23 protein-coding genes are annotated in these 21,211 nt (G+C 69.0%); 7 read left to right on the top strand and 16 right to left on the bottom strand.

Annotated features, from left to right (window positions below; genetic code table 11):
- The first annotated feature begins 80 nt into the window (after positions 1-80).
- The gene (locus EV278_RS15680; RefSeq protein WP_132093342.1) at positions 81-698 is read left to right on the top strand and encodes an HD domain-containing protein; all 618 of its coding nucleotides are present in this window, start codon (positions 81-83) and stop codon (positions 696-698) included.
- Positions 699-837: 139 nt separating this feature from the next.
- Here the strand turns inward: EV278_RS15680 and EV278_RS15685 are convergent, their stop codons facing one another.
- The 8 genes from EV278_RS15685 to EV278_RS15720 form a co-directional block, all read right to left on the bottom strand.
- Positions 838-1,737, bottom strand: a complete 900-nt coding sequence (locus tag EV278_RS15685; protein ID WP_132093345.1) for a TraB/GumN family protein — start codon at positions 1,735-1,737, stop codon at positions 838-840.
- 42 nt (positions 1,738-1,779) lie between these two features.
- Entirely contained in the window at positions 1,780-2,688 is a 909-nt protein-coding gene (locus EV278_RS15690; protein WP_132093348.1) for an alpha/beta hydrolase, read from the bottom strand.
- Between the two features lie 115 nt (positions 2,689-2,803).
- Positions 2,804-2,998 carry a helix-turn-helix transcriptional regulator gene (locus tag EV278_RS15695; RefSeq protein WP_132093351.1) on the bottom strand — a complete coding sequence of 65 codons (195 nt, stop codon included), beginning with the start codon at positions 2,996-2,998 and terminating at the stop codon, positions 2,804-2,806.
- Positions 2,998-3,579: a hypothetical protein gene (locus EV278_RS15700; protein ID WP_132093354.1), complete on the bottom strand. Its 582-nt coding sequence runs from the start codon at positions 3,577-3,579 to the stop codon at positions 2,998-3,000. The genes EV278_RS15695 and EV278_RS15700 overlap by 1 nt, the downstream gene beginning before the upstream one ends.
- A 103-nt stretch (positions 3,580-3,682) precedes the next feature.
- Positions 3,683-3,973: a hypothetical protein gene (locus EV278_RS15705; protein WP_132093357.1), complete on the bottom strand. Its 291-nt coding sequence runs from the start codon at positions 3,971-3,973 to the stop codon at positions 3,683-3,685.
- A gap of 131 nt (positions 3,974-4,104) precedes the next feature.
- Positions 4,105-4,977, bottom strand: coding sequence for a kinase (locus tag EV278_RS15710; protein WP_132093359.1), 873 nt, complete (start codon positions 4,975-4,977; stop codon positions 4,105-4,107).
- Positions 4,978-5,145: 168 nt separating this feature from the next.
- Entirely contained in the window at positions 5,146-6,027 is an 882-nt protein-coding gene (locus EV278_RS15715; RefSeq protein ID WP_243692210.1) for a TraB/GumN family protein, read from the bottom strand.
- Between the two features lie 81 nt (positions 6,028-6,108).
- Positions 6,109-7,137 carry a 2'-deoxycytidine 5'-triphosphate deaminase gene (locus tag EV278_RS15720; protein WP_132093365.1) on the bottom strand — a complete coding sequence of 343 codons (1,029 nt, stop codon included), beginning with the start codon at positions 7,135-7,137 and terminating at the stop codon, positions 6,109-6,111.
- 172 nt (positions 7,138-7,309) lie between these two features.
- On the opposite strand from EV278_RS15720, the gene metZ reads away from it, so the two are divergent.
- From metZ to EV278_RS15735, 3 genes are all read left to right on the top strand, one after another.
- Positions 7,310-8,494, top strand: coding sequence for an O-succinylhomoserine sulfhydrylase (gene metZ, locus EV278_RS15725; RefSeq protein ID WP_132093368.1), 1,185 nt, complete (start codon positions 7,310-7,312; stop codon positions 8,492-8,494).
- On the top strand, positions 8,475-8,939 hold the full coding sequence (apaG, locus tag EV278_RS15730) for a Co2+/Mg2+ efflux protein ApaG (RefSeq protein ID WP_132093371.1): 465 nt from the start codon (positions 8,475-8,477) through the stop codon (positions 8,937-8,939). Before metZ ends, apaG begins: the two co-directional genes overlap by 20 nt.
- An 83-nt stretch (positions 8,940-9,022) precedes the next feature.
- Positions 9,023-9,655 carry a hypothetical protein gene (locus EV278_RS15735; protein WP_132093374.1) on the top strand — a complete coding sequence of 211 codons (633 nt, stop codon included), beginning with the start codon at positions 9,023-9,025 and terminating at the stop codon, positions 9,653-9,655.
- Here the strand turns inward: EV278_RS15735 and EV278_RS15740 are convergent.
- From EV278_RS15740 to EV278_RS15760, 5 genes are all read right to left on the bottom strand, one after another.
- Positions 9,652-10,575 (bottom strand): Hsp33 family molecular chaperone, encoded by a 924-nt coding sequence (locus EV278_RS15740; RefSeq protein ID WP_132093377.1) that lies wholly within the window; start codon positions 10,573-10,575, stop codon positions 9,652-9,654. The two genes, EV278_RS15735 and EV278_RS15740, sit on opposite strands and share 4 nt — an antisense overlap.
- A 168-nt stretch (positions 10,576-10,743) precedes the next feature.
- A complete protein-coding gene (locus EV278_RS15745) occupies positions 10,744-10,983 on the bottom strand; it encodes a DUF2164 domain-containing protein (protein WP_132093380.1) in 240 nt (79 codons plus the stop codon).
- 3 nt (positions 10,984-10,986) lie between these two features.
- Positions 10,987-11,922: an ornithine carbamoyltransferase gene (gene argF, locus EV278_RS15750; protein ID WP_132093383.1), complete on the bottom strand. Its 936-nt coding sequence runs from the start codon at positions 11,920-11,922 to the stop codon at positions 10,987-10,989.
- A 65-nt stretch (positions 11,923-11,987) separates the two neighbouring features.
- Entirely contained in the window at positions 11,988-13,202 is a 1,215-nt protein-coding gene (locus EV278_RS15755) for an aspartate aminotransferase family protein (RefSeq protein WP_132093386.1), read from the bottom strand.
- A 172-nt stretch (positions 13,203-13,374) separates the two neighbouring features.
- Positions 13,375-14,196: an ABC transporter permease gene (locus EV278_RS15760; RefSeq protein WP_132093389.1), complete on the bottom strand. Its 822-nt coding sequence runs from the start codon at positions 14,194-14,196 to the stop codon at positions 13,375-13,377.
- A gap of 297 nt (positions 14,197-14,493) precedes the next feature.
- On the opposite strand from EV278_RS15760, the gene EV278_RS15765 reads away from it, so the two are divergent.
- Entirely contained in the window at positions 14,494-15,012 is a 519-nt protein-coding gene (locus EV278_RS15765) for a GcrA family cell cycle regulator (protein WP_132093392.1), read from the top strand.
- Between the two features lie 1,018 nt (positions 15,013-16,030).
- On the opposite strand, the gene EV278_RS15770 is transcribed toward EV278_RS15765, so the two are convergent.
- Positions 16,031-16,885, bottom strand: coding sequence for an NAD(P)-dependent oxidoreductase (locus EV278_RS15770; protein ID WP_132093395.1), 855 nt, complete (start codon positions 16,883-16,885; stop codon positions 16,031-16,033).
- A gap of 116 nt (positions 16,886-17,001) precedes the next feature.
- Here EV278_RS15770 and EV278_RS15775 point away from each other — a divergent pair, with 116 nt between their 5' ends.
- Positions 17,002-17,901, top strand: coding sequence for a flagellar motor protein MotB (locus EV278_RS15775; protein ID WP_132093398.1), 900 nt, complete (start codon positions 17,002-17,004; stop codon positions 17,899-17,901).
- Between the two features lie 123 nt (positions 17,902-18,024).
- Entirely contained in the window at positions 18,025-18,876 is an 852-nt protein-coding gene (locus tag EV278_RS15780) for an arginyltransferase (protein WP_132093401.1), read from the top strand.
- 45 nt (positions 18,877-18,921) lie between these two features.
- On the opposite strand, the gene EV278_RS15785 is transcribed toward EV278_RS15780, so the two are convergent.
- Positions 18,922-19,689 carry an SDR family oxidoreductase gene (locus EV278_RS15785; RefSeq protein WP_132093603.1) on the bottom strand — a complete coding sequence of 256 codons (768 nt, stop codon included), beginning with the start codon at positions 19,687-19,689 and terminating at the stop codon, positions 18,922-18,924.
- A 122-nt stretch (positions 19,690-19,811) separates the two neighbouring features.
- Positions 19,812-21,128: a serine hydrolase domain-containing protein gene (locus tag EV278_RS15790; protein ID WP_132093404.1), complete on the bottom strand. Its 1,317-nt coding sequence runs from the start codon at positions 21,126-21,128 to the stop codon at positions 19,812-19,814.
- Between the last annotated feature and the right edge of the window lie 83 nt (positions 21,129-21,211).

The following is a 21,211-nucleotide window of genomic DNA, read 5'->3' on the forward strand; positions in this document are numbered from 1 at the left end:
ATGGCTTCTTTGGGCGGCGCGTTGACGACGTCCGGCGAGCGGCGCACGATCCGGTCAAACAGATGTTCGGGAGGACACCCATGGCCGATGGCCACCAGCATCCGGGAGAGCACGAACGCGCCCACGACCGGGCCAAGTTCCACGCCATGGTCGACGGCACGCCGCAGGACTGGGCGATCATCGCCGACGCCTCGGTCGCGTTCGGCCGCGACCTGCCCAAGCGCCTGGTCTCGCACTTGAAGCTGCTGCAGGGCGACTGCGGCGGCTTCGCCATCGACCGGCTGGACCACAGCCTGCAGACCGCCACCCGCGCCTTCCAGGACGGCCGCGACGAGGAATACGTGGTCTGCGCCCTGCTGCACGACATCGGCGACATCCTGGGTCCGCGCAATCACGCCGATATCGCCGCGGCGATCCTGCAGCCCTTCGTTTCCGAGGAGAACCACTGGATGGTGGCCCACCACGCCATCTTCCAGGGCTACTATTTCTTCCACCACCTGGGCCTGGATCGCGACATGCGCGACCAGTTCCGCGGCCACCCCAGCTTCGAATACACCGCCCAGTTCTGCCACATCTACGACCAGGAAGCCTTCGACCCGGCCTACGCCTCGATGCCGCTGGAGGCCTTCGAGCCGATGCTGCACCGGGTGATGTCGACGCCGAAACGGTCGATCTATCTGCGCGAGGCGAAGTCCTAGAGCAAATCGCGCGATATAGGAATCGCACGATTTGCTCTAGGTTTTTGTTTTCGCATCGCTTTTTCGGAAAACCCAAGGCCCTGGCGACGGTGCTGGAGGGCTTCGTGCACGGCGCCTGAGGCGACGGCCGCCGCTCGCCCTACTCCACCCGCTCCGTCTTGATCCCCAGCTTGGCCAGCTGGGCCTGCAGGCTGTCGGGTCCGGTCAGGTGCCCCGCCCCGACGGCGACGAAGCTGACGCCCGAGCCGGCCAGCTTGGTCTTCAGCTGCCTGGCCCAGTCCTGGTTCCGGTTGACCAGCAGCAGCCTGTAGAGGTCGGGATAGTCGTCCTGCATCTCGTCGACCATCTGGCGCTTCAGCTCGCCCTGGTCGCCGGCCGCCCAGGCGGCGACCAGGGCGTCGATCTTGGCCGGGCCGTCGTCGATCTCGTCCAGGGTGGAGTCCAGCAGCTCGGTCTCCTGGGCCGGCGTCATGTCGGCGAAAAAGCGGACCTGCTGCTCCATGGTCTCGAAGGCCGAGATCGGCTTGCCCGCCGCCTTGGCCTGGGCGGTCAGCAGCTTCTCGACGCCGCTCTCGGGATCGTAGCCGGCCTTCAGCAGCGGGGTCAGCGACACGGTCAGGGCCGCCAGCCAGGGGCGCATGGGCTCCAGGGCCTGGGGCGGGAAGCCCATGCCCTGGGCGGCGGCCTGCAGCTTGGCGTAGCGCTCCGGCTTGAGCTTGCCCGACAGGGGCGCGGCCCGGTCGACGCCATATTTCAGCATCAGGGCTTGCGTCGCCGCCGGGTCCTCCGGCTGCTCGATCTCCATGACCACGTCGTCGGCGTCCTGGAAGGCCTTGGCGATCTTGGGCGAGCGCCACTGGGTGCTCGGCTTGAGCACATGGACCGTGCCGAACAGGTAGATCGTGGAGTCCTTGTCCTTGATCGCCCACAGGGCCGGCTCGGCCCGGACGGAGCTCGCCCCCATCGCCAGCACGGCGACGAGGGCGGGCGCAACGAAGGAAAGGGCGAAGCGGCGGACGGATCCGAGCAGAATCATCATGCCGCCACTGTTCCGCTCCGGACCGCCACCGGCAAGCCGTCTCTATTTCAGGAAGCTTTCGACCTCGAAGGCGAAGGCCGCCGGCTGGTCCAGCATGATGAAGTGGTACGAGCCGTCGATGCGCTTGACCTTGGCCTGGGTCATCGGGGCGTAGGCGCCGGTATAGAGCTGTTCGAACGCCGCCTGCGGCGCGATGGCCGGGTCCCACGGATAGAGCATGGTCATGGGGGTCTTGATCGCGGCCAGCTCGCCGCGCAGGTCGGTGGTCAGGTCGTCATAGAGGGCGCGGCCCACCACCGAGCGGTCCGAAGCGATGGTCGCGGCCGTGGCGGCCTTCAGCCCCCCGGGCGACTTGACCAGGCGGGCCATCATCGCGGTCTCCATGGCGGTCCAGGCCTCTGGCGTGGCGTTGACCGTGCGATCGCGCATGGCGGCGGCCTGGGGCCTGATGGCCTCGACGGTGGCGGCGGGCGAGAAGACCATGGCGTAGAACGGCAGGCTGTCGACGACCATCAGCCGGCCGACGTCCTCGGGATGCTGGCGGGCCAGCATCAGGCCCATCAGCCCGCCCATGGAGTGGCCGATCACGGCCGGCGACTTCAGCCTGGCCGACCGGATGTAGCCGTCCAGGGCGTCGACCGTCGGCTGGATCACCGGTCCTTCGGCGTTGGCGCCGGCCGGCGCGCCGGCGAAACCGGCCACCTGGACCACGTGCAGGCGGTAACGGCCCTGCAGCTGCTTGACGGTGTCGTCCCAGACCGCGGCCGAGGAGGCCAGGCCGGGGATCAGGATCACGTCGGGCCCCTGCCCGGTCACCTCGACGGTGAAGCGCGGCGCGGCGGCCGAAGGGACGGCCGTGGGCGCGGCGTGCGCCCCGCCGAACACCCCCACGGCGGCCAGGATCGCCAGCAGGATGATCATCGGATGAAACGAAGGCCGGCGGCAGGTCATGAGGTTGGACTCCTTGGATTGCGGACGCACGGAAGGCTTCGGCGTCGCGCCGATGAATGGGATGGATGGATTGGGTGGGGCGTCTGGCGGCCGGCGTCACGCCGGCCGCCCCAGGTCAGGCTTCGTCCTGGAAGATGGCCTCGATCGGCAGGCCGAACAGCCGGGCGATCTTGAAGGCCAGCGGCAGGCTGGGATCGTACTTGCCGGTCTCCAGGGCGTTGATCGTCTGGCGCGAGACCTCCAGGCGCTCGGCCAGGTCGGCCTGGCTCCAGTCGCGCTCGGCCCGCAGGACCTTGAGGCGGTTCTTCATCAGCGGTACCGCCGGGCGATGAACGGCTGGGACAGGCCCATGGCCACGGCGAAGACCGGAACCACCGCCCAGGCGGGCGCGTGCGGCGCCTTGCCGAAGGTCTCCAGGAAGCCCCAGACGCTGGCCGCGCCCAGGGTCACGGCCATGCCCCACAGCAGGCTCTGGATCAGCACCTCGCGATGGAACTCGTCGGTCTCCTCGGCCAGGTAGAACCCCATGCTGGCGATCGTCCCCAGGATGGCCGCGGCCGGCGCCAGGGCGATCAGATAGCCCAGCGGCCCCTGGGTCAGGCCGTGGCGATGCAGCATCATCGCGCCGATCAACAGCACCACATAGGCCGACATCGAGATGCCGAACCGTAGCAGGTAGCGGCGCATGGGCGGGCGCAGGGGCTCGCGCCGGAACAGGCGGTTGGCGCCGTAGGCGAAGGCCAGCGAGGCGGCGACCGTGCCCAGGCCGCCGACGAACGACCAGATCCCGCCCAAGGCGCCGACGCGCACCGACAACAGCATCCCGCCGATGAAGCCGGCGATCAGCATGAATTTCTTGAGGGCGAGGTGATCGCCGCGCTCCGACGCCATGTCTTGGCTCCCTGTCTTTTTGACAAGGACACTTGTCTTCTATCGCCGCGACCATGTCAAGTGAGCTTGTCAAAAGATCAAGGTCGGCCGACAGGTCGCGGCTTCAGGCCGCCTTGCGCTGGGGCGCCGTGTCGAAGCGCTCGGCGTGGCTGACATGAACGGGCCGAGCGGCGGACAGGCCCAGGGTCTGGGCCAGGCGGTTCTCGCCGCGCGCGCGCAGGATCGTCCAGCCGTAGCGCGAGAAAGGGTCCTCATAGTCGGCCCAGCGGATGATCCGGCCTTGGTCGTCGCAGCGCCAGACCGCCTTGTCGCAGCCCGGGATCGGGGCGGCGCGGTTCCAGATCGCCACCCGCCGGGCATGGGTCGAATAGGTCCCGCCGAAGAGTGCGTTCATGGCCAAGGAAGCTCCACCGCCAGCGACTCGGTGAGTCGTTTCGCCGACAAAGGCAAACTAGCACTGGTGGAAGCGGAAATGGGGGCACACCACATCTGGTGCGACGCCGTGCCGCGCGACCGAATGGCCGATCAGAGAATGGATGAACGGCGGTCCTTGTCCAGCGCCACCACGATGTCGGCTCGAGCGGGCATCTCACGGGCGATGTGACGGGTCAGGCGTTCGTAGTGCTGGACGAAGAGGGCGATCTCGTCGTCGGTCATGGCCCCGCTCCGCCCCGTCGCCGCCAGCCGGTCCCGGAGCTTGGCCTCCTGCTCCCGCCGCCAGGCCAGCACGGTCTCGAAGTCGGGCGCCGTGAACAGCACCAGCAGGTCCAGGCGGGCGAACAGGGCGCGATAGGGTCCGGCCAGGGCGGCGTTGACATGGGCCCGCCAGACGTCATCCGGATCCCGCTCACGCTCCAGGGCGTTGACCGGCGCGGCCAGGGCCTGGAGCGGCTCCGGACGCGCCCCGACGCACCAGCCTTCGAACAGCACGATGTCGACGGACCCGGCGACCACCGGCCACGCCTCGACCGGCGCGCGGTCGTCGGCGGCCTTGTCGAAGCGCGGCAGGGCGGTTTCGCCTTCCCCGGCCAGGCTGTCCAGCACGGCCACGCCCAGGGCGACGTCGTGCGTCCCCGGGACGCCGCGCGTGCGCAGCAGCGGATGGACCTCGCGAGCCAGGGCCTCACGGTCGGCGCGCGGCAGGTAGAGGTCGTCCAGCGACAGGGTCGCCACCTTCAGCCCCCGCGCCGCCAGCAGGGCGGCCACCACCCGCACGGTCGTCGTCTTGCCCGAGCCCTGCGGCCCGCAGATCCCGACCACGAAGGCCGGCCCCATCGCCACCGCCGCGATCCGGTCGGCCAGCGGCGCGTGCAGCCGCTCGACTTCGGCGGCGAAACCCTCGGGAAGCCCCTCCTCCCGCAGGAAGCCGGCCAGCCAGCCTGGATCGACAGTCATCATCGGCGCCCCCCTTTCCTTCTCCCCTTGCGGGAGAAGGTGTCAGCGAAGCTGACGGATGAGGGGTCGCACGGCGGTTACGCAGCGGACAAGACATTTGCGGACAGGTTCATCGCTCCAACATCCGACCTGGCTCCGCGAGGCCGCTTCGTCCGCAAGGGGAGAAGGAACCTACTGCACCCGCCGCACCTGGAACCCGCGCGCGGTCATCAGGGCCGGCAGGCCGTCCTCGCCCGCCATGTGCAGGGCGCCGACCGCAACCAGCTCGACGCCGGGCCTGGCCATTTCCGCCGTCAGGGCCCAGGCCCAGGCTTCGTTACGGCGCTTGAGCAGGGCGTCGTACAGCGCCGGGCGGTCGCGCTTCATCACGTCGACCACCAGCGGTCCCAGCCTGTCCATGTCGCCGTGCAGCCAGGCCGACTGCAAGGCCACGCCGTGGCGCGGCGGCGACAGGGTCTCGGACGCCACGTCGTCCAGGTACTGCACCTCGACCGCCTCGGGCAGGCTGGCGAACAGCCGGATCTGCTGCTCCACCGTCTCGAAGGTGGCGATCGGCTTTTCGGCGGCGCGCGCCTGGCGGGTGACCGCGGCGTCGGCGCCGGCCGCGACCGAGGCGCCCTGCTGGGTCATGGGCAGGACCGACAGCATCATCGCCGCCGCCCAGGGCCGCAGACGGTCGACCTGGTCCAGCGATCCGCCGTCCCGTTCCAGCGCCGCTCTCAGGCTCGCCACCGTGCGCGGCGGCAGCTTCTCGGTCAGGGAACGGTCGGCGTCGATGCCGTAGCGGTCGACCAGGGCCCGGACCTCGGCCGGGTCGGCGTCGGCGCGGGTCTCGAACCAGACCTTGTCGGCCCGGGCGTAGGCGCGGTCGAAGGCGCGGGTGCGCCACTTCACGTTCGGCTGCAGGACGTGCATCGCGCCGAACAGATAGATCGTCGTGTCGTGGTCGCGCACTTCCCACATGGCCGGCGCGGCGTGGGCCGCGCCCCCGGCCAGGGCGCTAGCCAGGACGCAGGCGGCGACCAGCCTTTTGCGGAAACGAAACACCGACACCACGTCCCCCGACGCCTGGACTCAACAGGCGCCCAGGGTACAGAGCCGCCAGTTAACCGTGGAAGCGCCGCGCGTTGCGGCCTAACGCCACGCCTTGAAGTGCTTGGACAGCTTCAGCCCCTGGCGCTGGTAGTGGGACCCGCCCTCGCCGTACAGGCGCACGGGCCGCGCGGTCAGCGGCTCGTAGACCAGGCGGGCGACGATCTGGCCGTCCTCCAGCAGGAACGGCGTCTCGTGGCTGCGCACCTCCAGCACGCCCTTGGACCCGACGGCTCCGGCCTCCTCGGTGCCGAAGCCGGGATCGAAGAAGCCGGCGTAGTGCACCCGGAACTCGCCGACCGACGGATCGATCGGGGTCATCTCGGCCGCCTCCAGCACCGGGATCTCGACATCGTCCTTCGAGGCCAGGATGTAGAACTCGCCCGGATCCAGCAGCAGCTCGCCGTGGCGGGTCTCCAGGGGCTCCCAGAAGTCGCGCGGATCGTGGCCGTCCTCGCGGTCCAGGTCGACGACCCCGGCGTGACGCCGGCCGCGGAAGCCGACGATGCCGCCCTCGCCCGGCGTCAGGTCGACCCCGACGCTCTTGATCGCCAGCTTGACCGGCTCGCCACGCTTCAGGCGCAGCTGGTTCAGCCGTGTGCCGGTCCGCACCAGCACCGAGAAGGTCTGCGGCGCGATCTCGATATAGAGCGGTCCCTCATAGCCGGACTCGATGTCGTCGAACGCCTTGCTGTGATCGCTGAGCAGACGGACGAAGACGTCGACCCGTCCCGTCGAGCTCTTGGGATTGCCGCGGGCCGCCACGTTGCCGGGGAGGCTCAGGCGCTCCTGGATCTCGGCGATGTAGACGCAGCCCTTCTCCAGCACCGCGCCCTTGGTCAGGTCCAACTCGTGCATGGCCACGTCCTTCAGGCGCTCGGGCACGCGGCGGGCGACGCCGGGCAGGAACGAGGCGCGCACCCGCCAGCACCGCGCGCCCAGGCGCAGGTCCAGGCTGGCCGGCTGCACCTGGTCGGTGTCGAACGGGGTCTGAGAGGTGATCGCCTCTTGCGCGATCAGGTCCTCGATGGATTGGCAGGGCAGAATCCCCGCGGCATGGGCGTCGGTCATCGGGGCGACACTCGCTAAACCGCGCCATGAAGGCAAGGCTCGCGGTCCATCCGGCCGCCGCTTGTTCGCATGTGACAATTCTAATGTTGAAATCGGACTTGTCCGCCTTGACCCTTGGCCTCGCGAAACCCCTTATGCCGGCCGTTTCTGCGTAGACGAGGAAGAGACCGCCATGGCCGAGGATCCGAAGGACTGGGATATCGCCACCAAGCTGATCCGTGGCGGTCTGGCGCGCTCGCAGTACATGGAGACGGCCGAGGCCCTCTACCTGACCCAGGGCTTCACCTATGACAGCGCCGAGGGCGCCGACCGCCGGTTTTCCGGCGAAGACCCCGGCTTCGTCTATTCGCGGTTCAACAATCCGACCGTGAAGATGTTCGAGGACCGCCTGGCCCTGCTGGAAGGCGCCGAGGTGTGCCGCGCCCAGGCGACCGGCATGGCCTCGATCCACGCCGCGCTGATGGGCCTGGTCCGGGCCGGCGACCACGTGGTGGCGGGCCGCGCCCTGTTCGGCTCGTGCCGCTGGCTGATCGCCGAGTGGCTGCCGCGCTTCGGCGTCGAGACCACCTTCGTCGACGCCACCGATCCCAAGGCCTGGGAGGCGGCGATCCGCCCGAACACCAAGGCCGTGCTGATCGAAACCCCGTCCAACCCGGTGCTGGAAATCACCGACATCCGTGCGGTCTCCGAGATGGCCCACGCGGTCGGGGCCAAGGTCATCGTCGACAACGTCTTCGCCACCCCGATCTTCCAGCAGCCGCTGAAGCTGGGCGCCGACATCGTGGTCTATTCCGCCACCAAGCACATCGACGGCCAGGGCCGGGTGCTGGGCGGGGCCATCCTGACCAGCGAGGCGATCAACGAGGAGTTCTACCGCGACCCGCTGCGCCACACCGGCCCGTCGCTGTCGCCGTTCAACGCCTGGGTACTGGTCAAGGGCCTGGAGACTTTGGACCTGCGCGTGCGCCGTCAGAACGACACCGCCGCGGCCCTGGCCGACGTGGTGGCCGGGCACAAGGCGGTCAAGTCGGTGCTCTACCCCTTCCGCCACGACCATCCGGGCCACAACGTCGCCAAGTCCCAGATGACCGGCGGCGGCACGGTGCTGGCCCTGGACCTGGGCTCGCGCGAGGCGGCGTTCAAGTTCCTCAACGCCCTGGAGATCGTCGACATCTCCAACAATCTGGGCGACGCCAAGTCGATGGCCACCCACCCGCCGACCACCACCCACCGCTCGGTGCCCGAGGAGATGCGCCCGTCGCTGGGCGTGGTCGAGGGCGGCGTGCGGCTGTCGGTCGGCCTGGAAAGCCTGTCGGACCTGACCCGAGACGTGATCCGTGCGCTCGATCAGGCGTGAAACCTCTCCGCCGTTGAAGCGGATCCGTCGTCGTCGCGGCGCCGACGCGGGCATCTACGAGGCGCGCACCCGCGACATCGTCGTGCGCGTCTCGCCGGTCTACCAGGCCGAGGACTCCGCGCCCGACGAAGGCCTGTGGATGTGGGCCTATACGGTCGAGATCGAGAACCACGGCGTCGAGACCGTACAGCTGGTCGCGCGGTCGTGGACGATCACCGACGGCCTAAACCGGTCCGCCGAGGTCGAGGGTTCGGGCGTGGTCGGCGAGCAGCCGGAGCTGCGGCCCCGCGAGGCGTTCCGCTATGTCAGCAGCTGCCCCCTGCCCACCCCGTCCGGCGCCATGGTCGGCCATTTCCAGATGATGACCGAGGCCGGCGAGGTGTTCGACGCGGCGATCCCGGAATTCTCGCTGCACCTGCCCGGGGCGGCGCGACGGGTGAATTGACGCCGGCAAGCGTCAGCATGGCATTGCGCTCATCCGGAAATTGTTGAACCCTGTCGTTACAACCAACGCCAGGGAGCGCCGCCGTGACAACCTACACGATCCAGGTCTTCAACCAGAGCGGCGTCGCCAAGAGCTATGTGCTGTTCATGCAGCCGCCGCAGAGCGGCGGGACGCCTGTTTTCGCGAACGCCTGGGTCACGTTCAACAGCATCACCACGGGCGGTTTCGACAGCGTCATCTATGACGACAGCGTCTACGCCTATTGGGGAACCAGCGACACGCTCGCGCCGGGCACGGTGGTGAGCAGCGGCGGCGTGGCCCTGGTCGACCTGTCCAAGTCGGATCAGGTTCCTTTCGCGGGATCGGCGCCGACGGGTTTTGGCCCCGTCACTCAGGGCCAGGTCCCCCCTGGCAGCTTTTCGATCGTCGCGGGAGCGGACTTCACGCCCGCCAGCGGCTTCGTGTTCGGCTGGGCCAAGGCGGCGGCCTCGCCCATCCCGGTCCCCGTGGCGACGATCTCGGCCCAGCCGAACACCGTCTTCACCTTCACGCCGGGCAACCAGGTCTTCGTGACCGACTATGCTTCCGTTCCCGGCCAGGTGATCGACGTGACGGAGATTTCGGGCTCGATCGCGGTCGATTTCACGGGCAAGCCCCAGACCACCGCGACGGTGATCCAGAACGCCAGCGGGACCTTCGTCGTGGAGTACAGCTAGCCGGCGGCCGTCGTCGGCGCCAGCGCATAGACCCGCGAGCAGTACTCGCAGGTCACGTGGATCTTGCCGTCGGGCTCGACCATCTCGGCCACTTCCTGCGCTGTGAACGAGCCCAGCACCGCGCCGATGCGGTCTTCCGAGCAGCGGCAGAAGGCGCGCAGCGGCTTTTCCTCGAGCAGGCGCACGCCGTCCTCGTTGAACAGCCGCCACAGCAGGGTGGTGGTCGGCACCGTGGGATCGATCAGCTCGTCCTCGCCGGTGGTCTCGAACAGGGCCTGGACGTGGGTCCAGGCCTCCTTCGTCCCGCCGCGGCTCTCGTCGCCGGCGATGGCCTGGATCAGGATGCCGCCGGCCCGCCACTTGGGGCCGTCGCCCACGTCGGCCTGGCCGACCGCCAGGCGCACCCGCGTCGGGGTCTGCTCGGACTGGGCGAAATACTGCTCGGCGCACAGGGCCAGGGTCTCGCCCTCGATCGGGGTGATGCCTTGGTAGCGGTCCATGTCCGGGCCCTGGTCGACGGTCATCACGAAGGTGCCGCCGCCCAGCAGGGTCTTGGCCCCGGGCCGCGCGAAGCCTTCGGAGACGGCGGCCACCTCGTCGGGATCGAACCGGCAGTAGCCGCGCAGGCCGCCGCTGGTGTCGTAGTCGACCACCACATAGCGCACCGGGCCGTCGCCCTGGGCCTGGACGATCAGCCGGCCCTCGAACTTCAGGCTGGAGCCGACCAGGGCCGCCAGGGCGCAGGCCTCGCCCAGCAGGTTGGCGACGGGCTCGGGATAGTCGTGGCGGGTCAGCACCTCGTCGACCGCCGCGCCCAGGCGCACGGCCCGGCCGCGCACGGGCAGGCCCTCGATCTGGAAGGCGGAGACAAGGTCGTCGGGGGCGTCGTCAAGGGTGGTTTGGGCGGCGGTGTCGGTCATGGGGCGGTTAGATAGGCGGTTCGGCGAAAATTGCGAGGGGGTGCGACGATCACCTGCCCCCTACGGGCCGCTGCGCGGCCGTCTTCCCCCACAGGGGGAAGAGCGGCTCCGCCCCCTGTGGGGGCGGACAGGCGACGTAGTCGCCAGGTGGGGGCAAGTGTTAGCCGCTCAATCCGCGAACGGTTTCTCGATCTCGTAGACCGCGTCTTCCAGCTTCTCGCGGAACAGAGCCTGAGCGTCCTGGACGCCCTGGTTATAGTAGTACGGTCCCATCTGCTCGGAGATGAAGTCCAGCAGGAAGCCGGCCTGCAGCGGGCTGGCCTCGCAGTCGAGCTCGCGGTCCAGATAGCGCGTCAGCTTGTCGAGCAAGGCGTCGCGCTTCTGCTTGTTGAACTCGATCCTGGCCATGGCCTAGCCGATCGCCCCGAAGCACCAGGCCAGGACCGACTTCTGGGCGTGGATGCGGTTCTCCGCCTCGTCCCACACCAGCGAGCGCGGGCCGTCCAGCACGCTGTCGGTGACCTCCTCGCCGCGGTGGGCCGGCAGGCAGTGCAGGAAGACGCCGTCAGGCTTGGACAGGTCCATCAGGGCATCGTCGACCTGGTAGGGTTCCAGCGCCGCCAGCCGCTCGTCGTGGTCGGTGTCGCCCATCGACACCCAGGTGTCGGCCACGACCACGTCGGCGCCGCGCACGGCCTCGCGCGGGTCGTCGGTCATGACGATCTGGCCCTGGCGCTCCTGGGCGCGGGCCAGGTCGACCAGATCCGGGTGATAGACCGCCGGGCAGGCGATGTTCAGCTTGAAGCCCAGCAGCGGGGCGGCGTGGATGAAGCTGGAGCACATGTTGTTGCCGTCGCCGACCCAGGCGATGGTCTTGCCGCCGACGTCGCCGCGGTGCTCCTCGATCGTGAGAAGATCGGCCATGACCTGGCACGGGTGGCTCTTGTCGGTCAGGCCGTTGATCACCGGCACGGTGGCGACCTGGGCGAAGCGCTCGACGTCGGCGTGGCTGTTGGCGCGGATCATCACCGCGTCGACCATCCGCGACAGCACCTTGGCGGTGTCCTCGATGGTCTCGCCGCGACCCAGCTGCATGTCGGCCGAGGTCGAGATGATCGCGTCGCCGCCCAACTGGCGGATCGCCGCGTCGAACGAGAAACGGGTGCGGGTCGAGTTCTTCTGGAAGATCATCGCCAGCACGCGGTCCTTGGCCGGTGCGTCGGCGTCGACGCGGCCCCTGGGCCAACCGGCGCGGGCGGCCTTGCGGGCCTTGGCGTCCTCCAGCATCAGGCGCAGCGTCGGCCCGTCGAGCTTCCACAGGTCGATGAAGTGTCTGGGCTCAGTCATGGCAAATCCCCCTGCCCGCCCGTCCCGGCCGCGCCGGAACGAGCGGTTTGATCGATCGCGGCCGGTCAGGCGGCGGCTTTGGTCCGAGCGGCCTCGCAGGCCTTTTCGAGCTTGGCGATGGCTTCGGAGGCTTCCTCGACCGTCAGGTTCAGCGGCGGCAGCAGGCGCACGCAATTGTCGCCGCCGCCGGCGATCAGCAGCTTCTGGTCGCGGGCCAGGACCATGAACTCGCGATTGTTCGGCACGACCTTGATCCCGATCAGCAGGCCCTTGCCGCGGATGTCGACGATGACGTCCGGGAAGCGGTCCTTGAGGCCGTTCAGCTGCTGGGTGAAGAAGCCGGCGACGGTCTTGACGTTGTCGAGGATCTCGTCGGTGTTGATCGCGTCGAACGCCGCCTTGCCCACCGCCATGGCCAGCGGGTTGCCGCCGTAGGTCGAGCCGTGGACGCCCGGGGTCATGCCGCGCGCGCCCTCGGTGGAGGCCAGGCACGCGCCGACCGGGAAGCCGCCGCCCAGGGCCTTGGCCACCGCCATGATGTCCGGCGCGGCGTCGCTGGCCCACTCGTGGGCGAACAGCTTGCCGGTCCGGCCCATGCCGCTCTGCACCTCGTCGAAGATCAGCAGGACGCCGGCGTCGCGGGTGATCTGGCGCAGCGCGTTCAGCTGGGCGTCGGTCAGGGCCCGCGCCCCGCCCTCGCCCTGCACCGGCTCGATGATCACGCCGGCCGTGGTCGGGCCGATGGCGGCCTTCAGGGCGTCCCAGTCGCCGAACGGCAGCTGGACATAGCCCGGCAGGCGCGGCCCAAAGCCGTCCAGGTAGCCGGCGTTGCCCGAGGCGTTGACCGCCGCGTACGAGCGGCCGTGGAACGAGCCGTCGAAGCCGATGATGTCGACCCGCTCGGGCTGCCCGTTGACCACGTGGTAGCGGCGGGCGGCCTTCAGGGCGCACTCGATCGCCTCGGTGCCCGAATTGGTGAAGAACACCACGTCGGCGAAGGTGGCCGCGCACAGCCGGTCGGCCAGCGCCTCCTGCTCGGGGATCGTGTAGATGTTGGAGACGTGCCAGAGCTTCTCGCCCTGGGTCTTCAGCGCGTCGACCAGCACCGGATGGGCGTGGCCCAGGCCGCAGGTGGCGATGCCGGCCACGCAGTCCAGATATTCCTCGCCGGTGGTCGAGAACAGGCGCGCGCCTCGGCCTCGCTCGAACGCCAGCGGGGCGCGGTTGTAGACGCCCATGATGTGGTGTTGCGCGGGGCTAGACGACGTCGACGTGCTCAAGACGGCCTCCCAAAAAGGAAAGAAGCCCCCGTGCTCGAAAGCACGGGGACCGGAAGGCCCAGGGTTGTCGGCGCGTATCCGGGCCCTGTCAACAAAGCCCGGGTGAATTTTGGGTGTCAGGGACGGTTGCGCCACACTGTTTGCGGTCACATCGGCGGCGCGGCGGCGGAATCTAGCTCTTCAGCCGGTATCCGGTCCGGAAAAGTCCCCAGCACCACAGGAACAGCCCCACCGACAGGGCCGCCGTGACCACCGCCCCGATCGCCACCGAACCGTCGGCGTGGCCGATGAAGCCGTAGCGGAAGCCGTCGATCAGATAGAAGAACGGGTTGAAGTGGCTGGCCGAGCGGAACGGCTCGGGCAGCTTGTCGACCAGGTAGAAGGTGCCCGACAGGAAGGTCATGGGCATGATCACGAAGTTGGTCACCGCCGCCAGCTGGTCGAACTTTTCCGACCACAGGCCGGCCAGCACGCCTGCCAGGCCCAGGATGACCGAGGCGCCGACCGCGAAATAGACGATCGCCCACAGGTGGCTGACCTGCAGGCCCGCGCCGGGCAGCACGCCGATCACCAGGGCCGTCACCGCCCCGACCACGATGCCGCGCGTCGCCGCCCCCAGGCCGAACGCCGCCACCTGCTCCAGCGGCGACAGCGGCGGGGTCAGGAAGTCCGGCGTCAGGCCCATCATCTTGGCCTGGATCAGCGACGAGGACGAGTTGGCGAAGGCGTTGTTGAGGATGGCCATCATGATCAGGCCCGGGGCCACGAAATGGCCGAAGGTCACCCCGCCCACCGCCGGCCGGCTGGCGCCCACCGCCACCACGAACACCAGCATGTAGAGCAGGGTCGTCACCACCGGGGCGGCCACCGTCTGGGTGCCCACCTTCCAGAAGCGGCGGATCTCGCGCTGGTACAGGGTGAAGAACCCGCTCCAGTTCCAGCCGTGATAGTCGCGCGGCTGCGGGGGGATGACGGAAGCCGTCACGTCTTTCATGGGCCTGGCGTCCTGAAGGTCTCGATCGAACTGCCCGAGGGCTTGGCTCCGCCAAGGCCCTGGATCAGCTGCGCCCTGCGCATGTGCGCCCGAGGCGGCTGCGGCGCAAGCGGCGCTCCGGCAGAATCAATATGTTGTTTCTGTGGACAGAGCCCTTGGCGCCTATTGTGTGTTTTAACGTATTCTTTACACTATCTAGTAGGCGAGCGGCCGGCGGGGTCGTCCGTACACCAGATGTAGGGGTCGAAGCGAGTCGGGGAAACCCGCTTTGGACTCTTTTTAAGGCGGAGATGGGCAATGAGCTGGACTGACGAACGGGTCACCACCTTGAAGAAGCTCTGGCTGGACGGCCTTTCGGCCAGTCAGATCGCCAAACAGCTGGGCGGCGTCACGCGCAACGCCGTGATCGGCAAGGTGCACCGCCTGGGCCTGTCGGGCCGCGCCGCGCCGTCGCAGCCGGCCCGCCCGGCCTTCAAGGCTCCGCGTCCGGCGCGCCCGGCCGCCACGACGATGCCCTCGGCCCCGCGCCGGGTGATCGCCGCCGAGCCCGCGCCGCTGCCGGCCGTGGCCCAGCAGCCGTCGGTCCCGGCGTTCCGCGCCGAGGAGCCGGGCTCGGCCACCGTGCTGACCCTGGGCGCCCACATGTGCAAGTGGCCGATCGGCGACCCGTCGACCGACGGCTTCACCTTCTGCGGCCGCCGCTCGTCGGAAGGCCCCTATTGCGGCGAGCACGCCCGCATCGCCTACCAGCCGCAGCAGACGAAGAAGAAGTCGGGCCCGACCGAACTGGCCCGCTCGCTGCGCCGCTACATCTAGAACCGGCGGCCACCCTGGCGAAACGAAGTCCCGGACGGCCGAGAGGCCGCTCCGGGATTTTGAACATGCCGGGGACGCGCACTCACGGCGATGCGCTGGATGGTTTGCAGGGCCTTTGGTGTGAGTGCGTGTCCCCTCCTTGATCCGCTGAGTCCTGCCTTGAACCGCTCTTGGGGACGCATGATCCAACGCCGTGGACGACTTAGGGGACAGGCACGCACCCCAAGGTTTCGGCAAGCCTGTTGAGCCTTGCCCTGCGTGCCTGTCCCCGCCTTCTCGCGCGGGGACACGCCCTTGCGGCGTGTCCCCAGCAGGGGGCGCTTATCCTCGGGGTGGCGGGGATGAACCCTAGCAAAATCAACGCCCTGAACTTTCTCGACCCGATTTGATCCCCGCCCTTCCCGGAGGACTTATCCTGCTCTCACCTCGACGCAGGGAAAGGGCGCATGGCCAGCGACCGATGCGGCGGCGGGGGGCGATCGAGCGGGAAGCTCTGTCGGCGGTGCTGTCCGCGTGCGTAAGGACGGGACCAAACCTTGCGTCTCTGGTGCCGGTCGGGCCTGTTATACAGATACGACGTGATGCAAGGGCTGACTTAGCAACAGGCGGGCGGTGACGCGCTCGCGGTCCGGGACCGGGTGTCGTTGACCTGGCCCGCCCGTCGGAGGCTTCAAGGCGGCGAGGCCCTAACAGGGCTCGGCGTTGCACGCTTCCGGACAACGACCGCGCGGAGCGATCGGGCTTCGTCGAAACGGTATTCTTTTTCAAACTCCGGACGATGTCCGGCGCTCCGCGACCCTTTCCATCAACTCAGCGGCCAGCCGCGTGAGGACGGGAGATCGTGCCTGCCAAAGGCCCCCTCAGTCGGCGGAGTTTATCCTGCGGCCGGCCAGAGGCCGGTCCGGAGGGCCGACAGCTCCCCAGAGGGGGAGCATCTACGCGGTGCGGCGTTCGCCGATCAGATCCTCCCCCTCTGGAGGAGGTGGCCCGAAGGGCCGGAGGGGGCTTGCGCCGCCTCCTACCTCTCCAACCGCGCCACCAAACTGGAGGTGTCCCACCGATGACCACCCATCGCCTGCACCTCGCCGTAGAAGCCGTCGATCATCGCCGTGGCCTGCAGGTTGGCGCCGTTGGCCGCCGCCTCGGCCAGGGCGATGCCCAGGTCCTTGCGCATCCAGTCCACCGCGAAGCCGAAGTCGAACCGGCCCTCCGCCATGGTCTTCCAGCGGTTCTCCATCTGCCACGACTGGGCCGCGCCCTTGGAGATGGCGGCCAGCACGTCGTCGGTCGGCAGGCCGGCGCGCTTGGCGAAGTGCAGCGCCTCGGCCACGCCCTGGACCACGCCGGCGATGGCGATCTGGTTGCACATCTTGGTCAGCTGGCCCGCGCCCGACGGCCCCAGCAGGCGGATGGCCTTGGCGTAGGCCGTCAGCACCGGCTCGACCCGGGCGTAGGCGACCGGGTCGCCGCCGGCCATGATCGTCAGCTGGCCGTTCTCGGCCCCGGCCTGGCCGCCCGACACCGGGGCGTCGACGAACCCTCGGCCGACCGCGCGGGCCGCGGCGTCCATCTCGCGCGCCACGGTCGCCGAGGTCGTGGTGTGGTCGACGATCACCCCGCCCTCCGCCATGGCCGGCAACACCTGCGCCACGACGTCGCGCACGTCGTCGTCATTGCCCACGCACAGGCAGACCAGCTCCGCCCCCGCCACCGCCTCGGCGATGGTCGGCCGGCTGGCGCCGCCGTGCCGCTCGACCCAGCGCGCGGCCTTGTCGGGACTGCGGTTGAACACGGTCACCGCGTGGCCCGCGGCCTTCAGGTGGCCGGCCATCGGAAAACCCATCACGCCCAGGCCGATAAACGCCGTCTTCATCCGCGAAACTCCTCATGGCAGCGGCCGTCCATCGCCCTTCGCGGCCCCGATCGCAACGGCATTTTAACGTCCAGCCGTCAGGTTCGTCCGAACAGGGTTAAGCAGGCTTAAGCGCAATGGCCGTCAGCGGCGAACAGCCGATCGTCATCAAGAAGGTCAAGAAGGTCGTCGGCGGTGGGCACCACGGTGGCGCCTGGAAGGTGGCCTATGCCGACTTCGTGACCGCGATGATGGCCTTCTTCCTGCTGATGTGGCTGCTCAACACCACCAGCCCCGAACAGAAGCAGGGCATCGCCGACTATTTCGCCCCGGCCTCGATCTCGTCCAGCACCAGCGGCTCGGGCGGCATCCTGGGCGGCACCTCGCTGGGCGACGACGGCGCCAAGGCCGACGGCAAGATGTCGGTGATCCAGCAGATGGCTCCCGAAGCCCCCACCGAGACCGACAAGGACGGCCAGAGCTCGACCTCGGCCAGCCTCGACTCCGCCAGCGAGCAGGCCCTGCGCGACGCCCTGGCCAAGAAGGAGCAGGACAGCTTCGCCTCGGCCGCCCAGTCGCTGCGCCAGTCGCTGCAGGACATGCCGGAACTGGCCGAGCTGTCCAAGCAGATCATGATCGACCAGACCCCCGAGGGCCTGCGCATCCAGCTGATCGACCAGGACGGCCGCTCGATGTTCAAGGAGAACTCGCGCGAGCCCAACGACCGCGCCCGCATCCTGCTGCGCGCCGTGGCCAAGGTGATCAACCAGCTGCCCAACCGCATCACCATCTCGGGCCACACCAGCGCCAGCGCCGCCGGCAAGCGCGCCGACAGCGACTGGGCCCTGTCGGCCGAGCGCGCCGACGCCTCGCGCCAGGTGCTGCGCGGCGCCGGGGTCGACGAGGACCGCATCTATCAGGTCTCGGGCAAGGCCAATTCCGAGCCGCTGTACGCGGACGACCCCACCCTGCCCGGCAACCGCCGAATCTCGATCGTGCTCCTGCGCGAAAAGCCGGTGCTGCCCGATGGCCTTTGACGCAGCCTGCGGCGTGATGACGCTCAGCGGCGTCGCGGCGCTTGCGCAACCGCCGCGGATGCCGCCTAATCCCTTATCGACCCGATTTCGAGGGCGAGGCCACTAGAGGAACGGACGCTTTCCGTGACGCAGCATTTTCCGACGCGACAGCTGCGCTTCTTCCTCACGGCGCCCACGCCTTGCCCCTACCTGCCCGGCCGCGAGGAGCGCAAGGTCTTCGCCCACCTGCCGCTGTCCGACGGCCCGACGGTCAATGACAGCCTGACCCAGGTCGGCTTCCGTCGCTCGCAGAACATCGCCTACCGGCCCGCCTGCGAGACCTGCCGCGCCTGCCAGTCGGCTCGCGCCGCGGCCGCCGACTACGTCTTCTCGCGCTCGGAACGCAAGGTGCTGACCCGCAACACCGACCTGGAACGCCACCTGGTCGAGGCCGAGGCCACGCTGGAGCAGTTCGAGCTCTTGCGTCGCTACCTGCTGACCCGCCACGCCGACGGCGGCATGGCCGAGATGACCTGGCCCGACTACGTGGCCATGGTCGAGGACACCGCGGTCCGCACCCATCTGATCGAATACCGCCTGCGCTCGCAGGACCGCGGGCCGGGCGACCTGATCGCCTGCGTGCTGGTCGACGTGCTCGCCGACGGCCTGTCGCTGGTCTACAGCTTCTACGACCCCAGCCTGACCAAGCGCAGCCTGGGCTCGTTCATCATCCTGGACCACATCCTGCAGGCCCAGCTGAACGGCCTGCCCTACGTCTATCTGGGCTACTGGGTGCCCGGCAGCGAGAAGATGGCCTACAAGGCCCGCTTCTCGCCGCTGGAGATCCTCAAGCCCGGCGGCTGGGCCCTGATGTCGGCCCGCGAGCGCGGCGCCCGCCCGCCCAAGCCGGTGGGCTGCGGCGCCAACGCCGGGGTCGAGCTCAGCGACGCCGAGCCGGCCGAACTGGGGGGCTTCCCCTCACCCGGCAAGCCCTAGCTACGGTTTGGGGACAGACGCAGGCGCCTGTCCCCAAAAGCAGCTTCAGCGCGCGAAGCTGACCCCGCCGTCCACGGTGACGGCCGACCCCGTCACATAGTCCCCGGCCCGCGAAGCCAGATAGATCGCCGCGCCCGCCATGTCCTCGGTCGTGCCGATCCGGCCGGCCGGGATCATCTTGGCGACCGCGTCGGCATGGTCGCGGGCCACCTTGTTCATGTCCGAGGCGAAGGCCCCCGGCGCGATGCAGCTGACCGCGATATTGTCCGCCGCCAGGCGCAACGCCATGCGCTTGGTCATGTGCAGCAGGCCGGCCTTGGAGGCGCCATAGGGATAGGTTTCGTCGGTCGTCACCGACTGGCCGTCGATCGAGGCGATATTGATCACCTTGGCCACATGCTCCTTGCCCGCCGCCCGCAGATGGCCGATCAGCGCCTGGGTCAGGAAGAACGGCGTCTTCATGTTCAGGTCCACCACCTTGTCCCAGCCGCTCTCGGGAAAGGTGTCGAACTCGGCGCCCCAGGCCGCGCCGGCGTTGTTGACCAGGATGTCCAGCTTGTCCTCGCGCTCGGCGATCCGCGCCACCAGCCCGTTGATGCCTTCCAGAGTCGAAACGTCGGCCGGCAGGGAGACACATTCGCCGATCGCCGACAGTTCCTCGGCGGTCGCGTCGCAGGCGGCGGCCTTGCGGGCCGAGACGTACACGCGGCGCGCGCCATAGGTCAGGAAGCCCTCGGCGATCATCTTACCGATCCCGCGCGAACCGCCGGTGACCAGGGCCACGCGGCCCTTCAGGGAAAACAGGTTCTGCATCATGGTCGCGGCCTCTCGGAATGGCGGCCGACGCCAAGCGCGCCCAGCCGTTGGGTGATGTCGAAGGGCGGGTCGATGACTCCGGCTCCCCAGCATGCTCGGGGCCGGGCGCGTTCCCGTTGTCACTTCGCCGGGTCGACCAGGGCCTGGTAGACCAGCGTCGCGGCGTTCTCGTCGATATGGGCCAGGGCCGGATCGGCGTCCTTGCCCAGGATGTGGATCATGCCCAGCATGAAAAGGTCGTTCTTCGGGTCGATCCAAAACCAGGTGCCGGCCGCGCCGCCCCAGCTGTAGGTCCCCTTGCCGCGCAACGTGCCGGCCCGGGCCGGGTCAGTGACCACCGCAAAGTCGAGTCCAAAGCCCTCGCCCTTGGCCGGCGAAAACGCCGCGTCAGGAACGGCCATCACGATGTCGGTCAAGTGGTTGGAGGCCATCAGCTCGATCGTACCGGGCGCCAGGATGCGGGCGCCGTCCAGCTCGCCGCCGTTCAGCAGCATCTGGGCGAACCGGGCGTAATCGGCCGTGGTCGAGACCAGTCCGCCGCCGCCCGAGGCGATCGCCGGCGGCTTGCTGACGTCCAGCACCATGAAGCCGTCGGCCGGAACCCGTTTCCGCGCCTTGGGATCGATCATGTAGAGCGCCGCCAGACGATCGCTCTTGGCGGCCGGAACCCAGAAGGCGGTGTCGGTCATCTTCAGCGGGTCGAAGATGCGGCTCTTCATGAAGTCGGCCAGGCTCATGCCCGACAGCCGCTCGACGATCAGCCCCTGGAGGTCGACCGAGACGCTGTAGCGCCATTCGGTCCCCGGCTGGCTCGCCAGGGGCAGCTTGGCCAGGGCGGTCAGGAACTCGGCCTGGGTCTTGGAGCCCAGCAGCCCGCTGTCGCGATAGGCCTTCTCCACCGGCTGATCCGTGCGCAGGCCGTAGGCGAAGCCGCCGGTGTGGCTCATGATCTCGCGCAGGGTCGGCGGTCGCGCCGCCGGCTCGGTGATGAAGGTCCCGTCCGGGTTCTGGCCCTTGTAGACCTGCAGGTTGGCCAGTTCGGGCACGAACTTGGTCACCGGATCGTCGAGGCGCCACCGCCCCTCCTCGAACAGGATCATCATGGCCACGCCGGTCACCGGCTTGGTCTGGGAATAGATCCGGAAGATCGTATCCCTGGTCATCGGCTTCCCGCCGATCGCCGTCTTGCCGAAGGTTTGGTAGCTGACGACCTTGCCGTGGCGGGCGACCAGGGTGATCGCGCCCGGCAGGTGTCCCTGGTCGACGAGTCCCTGCATGTAGCCGTCCAGGCGCTTGAGGCGCTCGGGCGAGAAGCCCGCGGCGTCGGGCCTTTCCAGAGCCAGGATCGCGGCCGGCGCGGACTCGGGCGCTGCGTGCGCCGTTATCGGAGCCAGGGCGATCGCCAACGCCGCCGCCATCGTCAGCCGAATCCGCATCCGCCCCTCCAAACGATTGTTTGGAACCACCTTAGCTTGCTTTGATGGCGCGGCAATGGACGACGTTGCGGCCGCCCTTGCCC

Origin of the sequence: Caulobacter sp. BK020, from assembly GCF_004342605.1 — a bacterium.
Classification (GTDB): domain Bacteria; phylum Pseudomonadota; class Alphaproteobacteria; order Caulobacterales; family Caulobacteraceae; genus Caulobacter.

Bases quoted from the DNA above. Each gene is read 5' to 3' on its own strand.
- EV278_RS15680 (WP_132093342.1), top strand. From the start codon at position 81: ATGGCCGATGGCCACCAGCATCCGGGAGAGCACGAACGCGCCCACGAC.
- EV278_RS15685 (WP_132093345.1), bottom strand. From the start codon at position 1,737: ATGATGATTCTGCTCGGATCCGTCCGCCGCTTCGCCCTTTCCTTCGTT.
- EV278_RS15690 (WP_132093348.1), bottom strand. From the start codon at position 2,688: ATGACCTGCCGCCGGCCTTCGTTTCATCCGATGATCATCCTGCTGGCG.
- EV278_RS15695 (WP_132093351.1), bottom strand. From the start codon at position 2,998: ATGAAGAACCGCCTCAAGGTCCTGCGGGCCGAGCGCGACTGGAGCCAG.
- EV278_RS15700 (WP_132093354.1), bottom strand. From the start codon at position 3,579: ATGGCGTCGGAGCGCGGCGATCACCTCGCCCTCAAGAAATTCATGCTG.
- EV278_RS15705 (WP_132093357.1), bottom strand. From the start codon at position 3,973: ATGAACGCACTCTTCGGCGGGACCTATTCGACCCATGCCCGGCGGGTG.
- EV278_RS15710 (WP_132093359.1), bottom strand. From the start codon at position 4,977: ATGATGACTGTCGATCCAGGCTGGCTGGCCGGCTTCCTGCGGGAGGAG.
- EV278_RS15720 (WP_132093365.1), bottom strand. From the start codon at position 7,137: ATGACCGACGCCCATGCCGCGGGGATTCTGCCCTGCCAATCCATCGAG.
- metZ (WP_132093368.1), top strand. From the start codon at position 7,310: ATGGCCGAGGATCCGAAGGACTGGGATATCGCCACCAAGCTGATCCGT.
- EV278_RS15740 (WP_132093377.1), bottom strand. From the start codon at position 10,575: ATGACCGACACCGCCGCCCAAACCACCCTTGACGACGCCCCCGACGAC.
- EV278_RS15745 (WP_132093380.1), bottom strand. From the start codon at position 10,983: ATGGCCAGGATCGAGTTCAACAAGCAGAAGCGCGACGCCTTGCTCGAC.
- argF (WP_132093383.1), bottom strand. From the start codon at position 11,922: ATGACTGAGCCCAGACACTTCATCGACCTGTGGAAGCTCGACGGGCCG.
- EV278_RS15760 (WP_132093389.1), bottom strand. From the start codon at position 14,196: ATGAAAGACGTGACGGCTTCCGTCATCCCCCCGCAGCCGCGCGACTAT.
- EV278_RS15765 (WP_132093392.1), top strand. From the start codon at position 14,494: ATGAGCTGGACTGACGAACGGGTCACCACCTTGAAGAAGCTCTGGCTG.
- EV278_RS15770 (WP_132093395.1), bottom strand. From the start codon at position 16,885: ATGAAGACGGCGTTTATCGGCCTGGGCGTGATGGGTTTTCCGATGGCC.
- EV278_RS15775 (WP_132093398.1), top strand. From the start codon at position 17,002: ATGGCCGTCAGCGGCGAACAGCCGATCGTCATCAAGAAGGTCAAGAAG.
- EV278_RS15785 (WP_132093603.1), bottom strand. From the start codon at position 19,689: ATGCAGAACCTGTTTTCCCTGAAGGGCCGCGTGGCCCTGGTCACCGGC.
- EV278_RS15790 (WP_132093404.1), bottom strand. From the start codon at position 21,128: ATGCGGATTCGGCTGACGATGGCGGCGGCGTTGGCGATCGCCCTGGCT.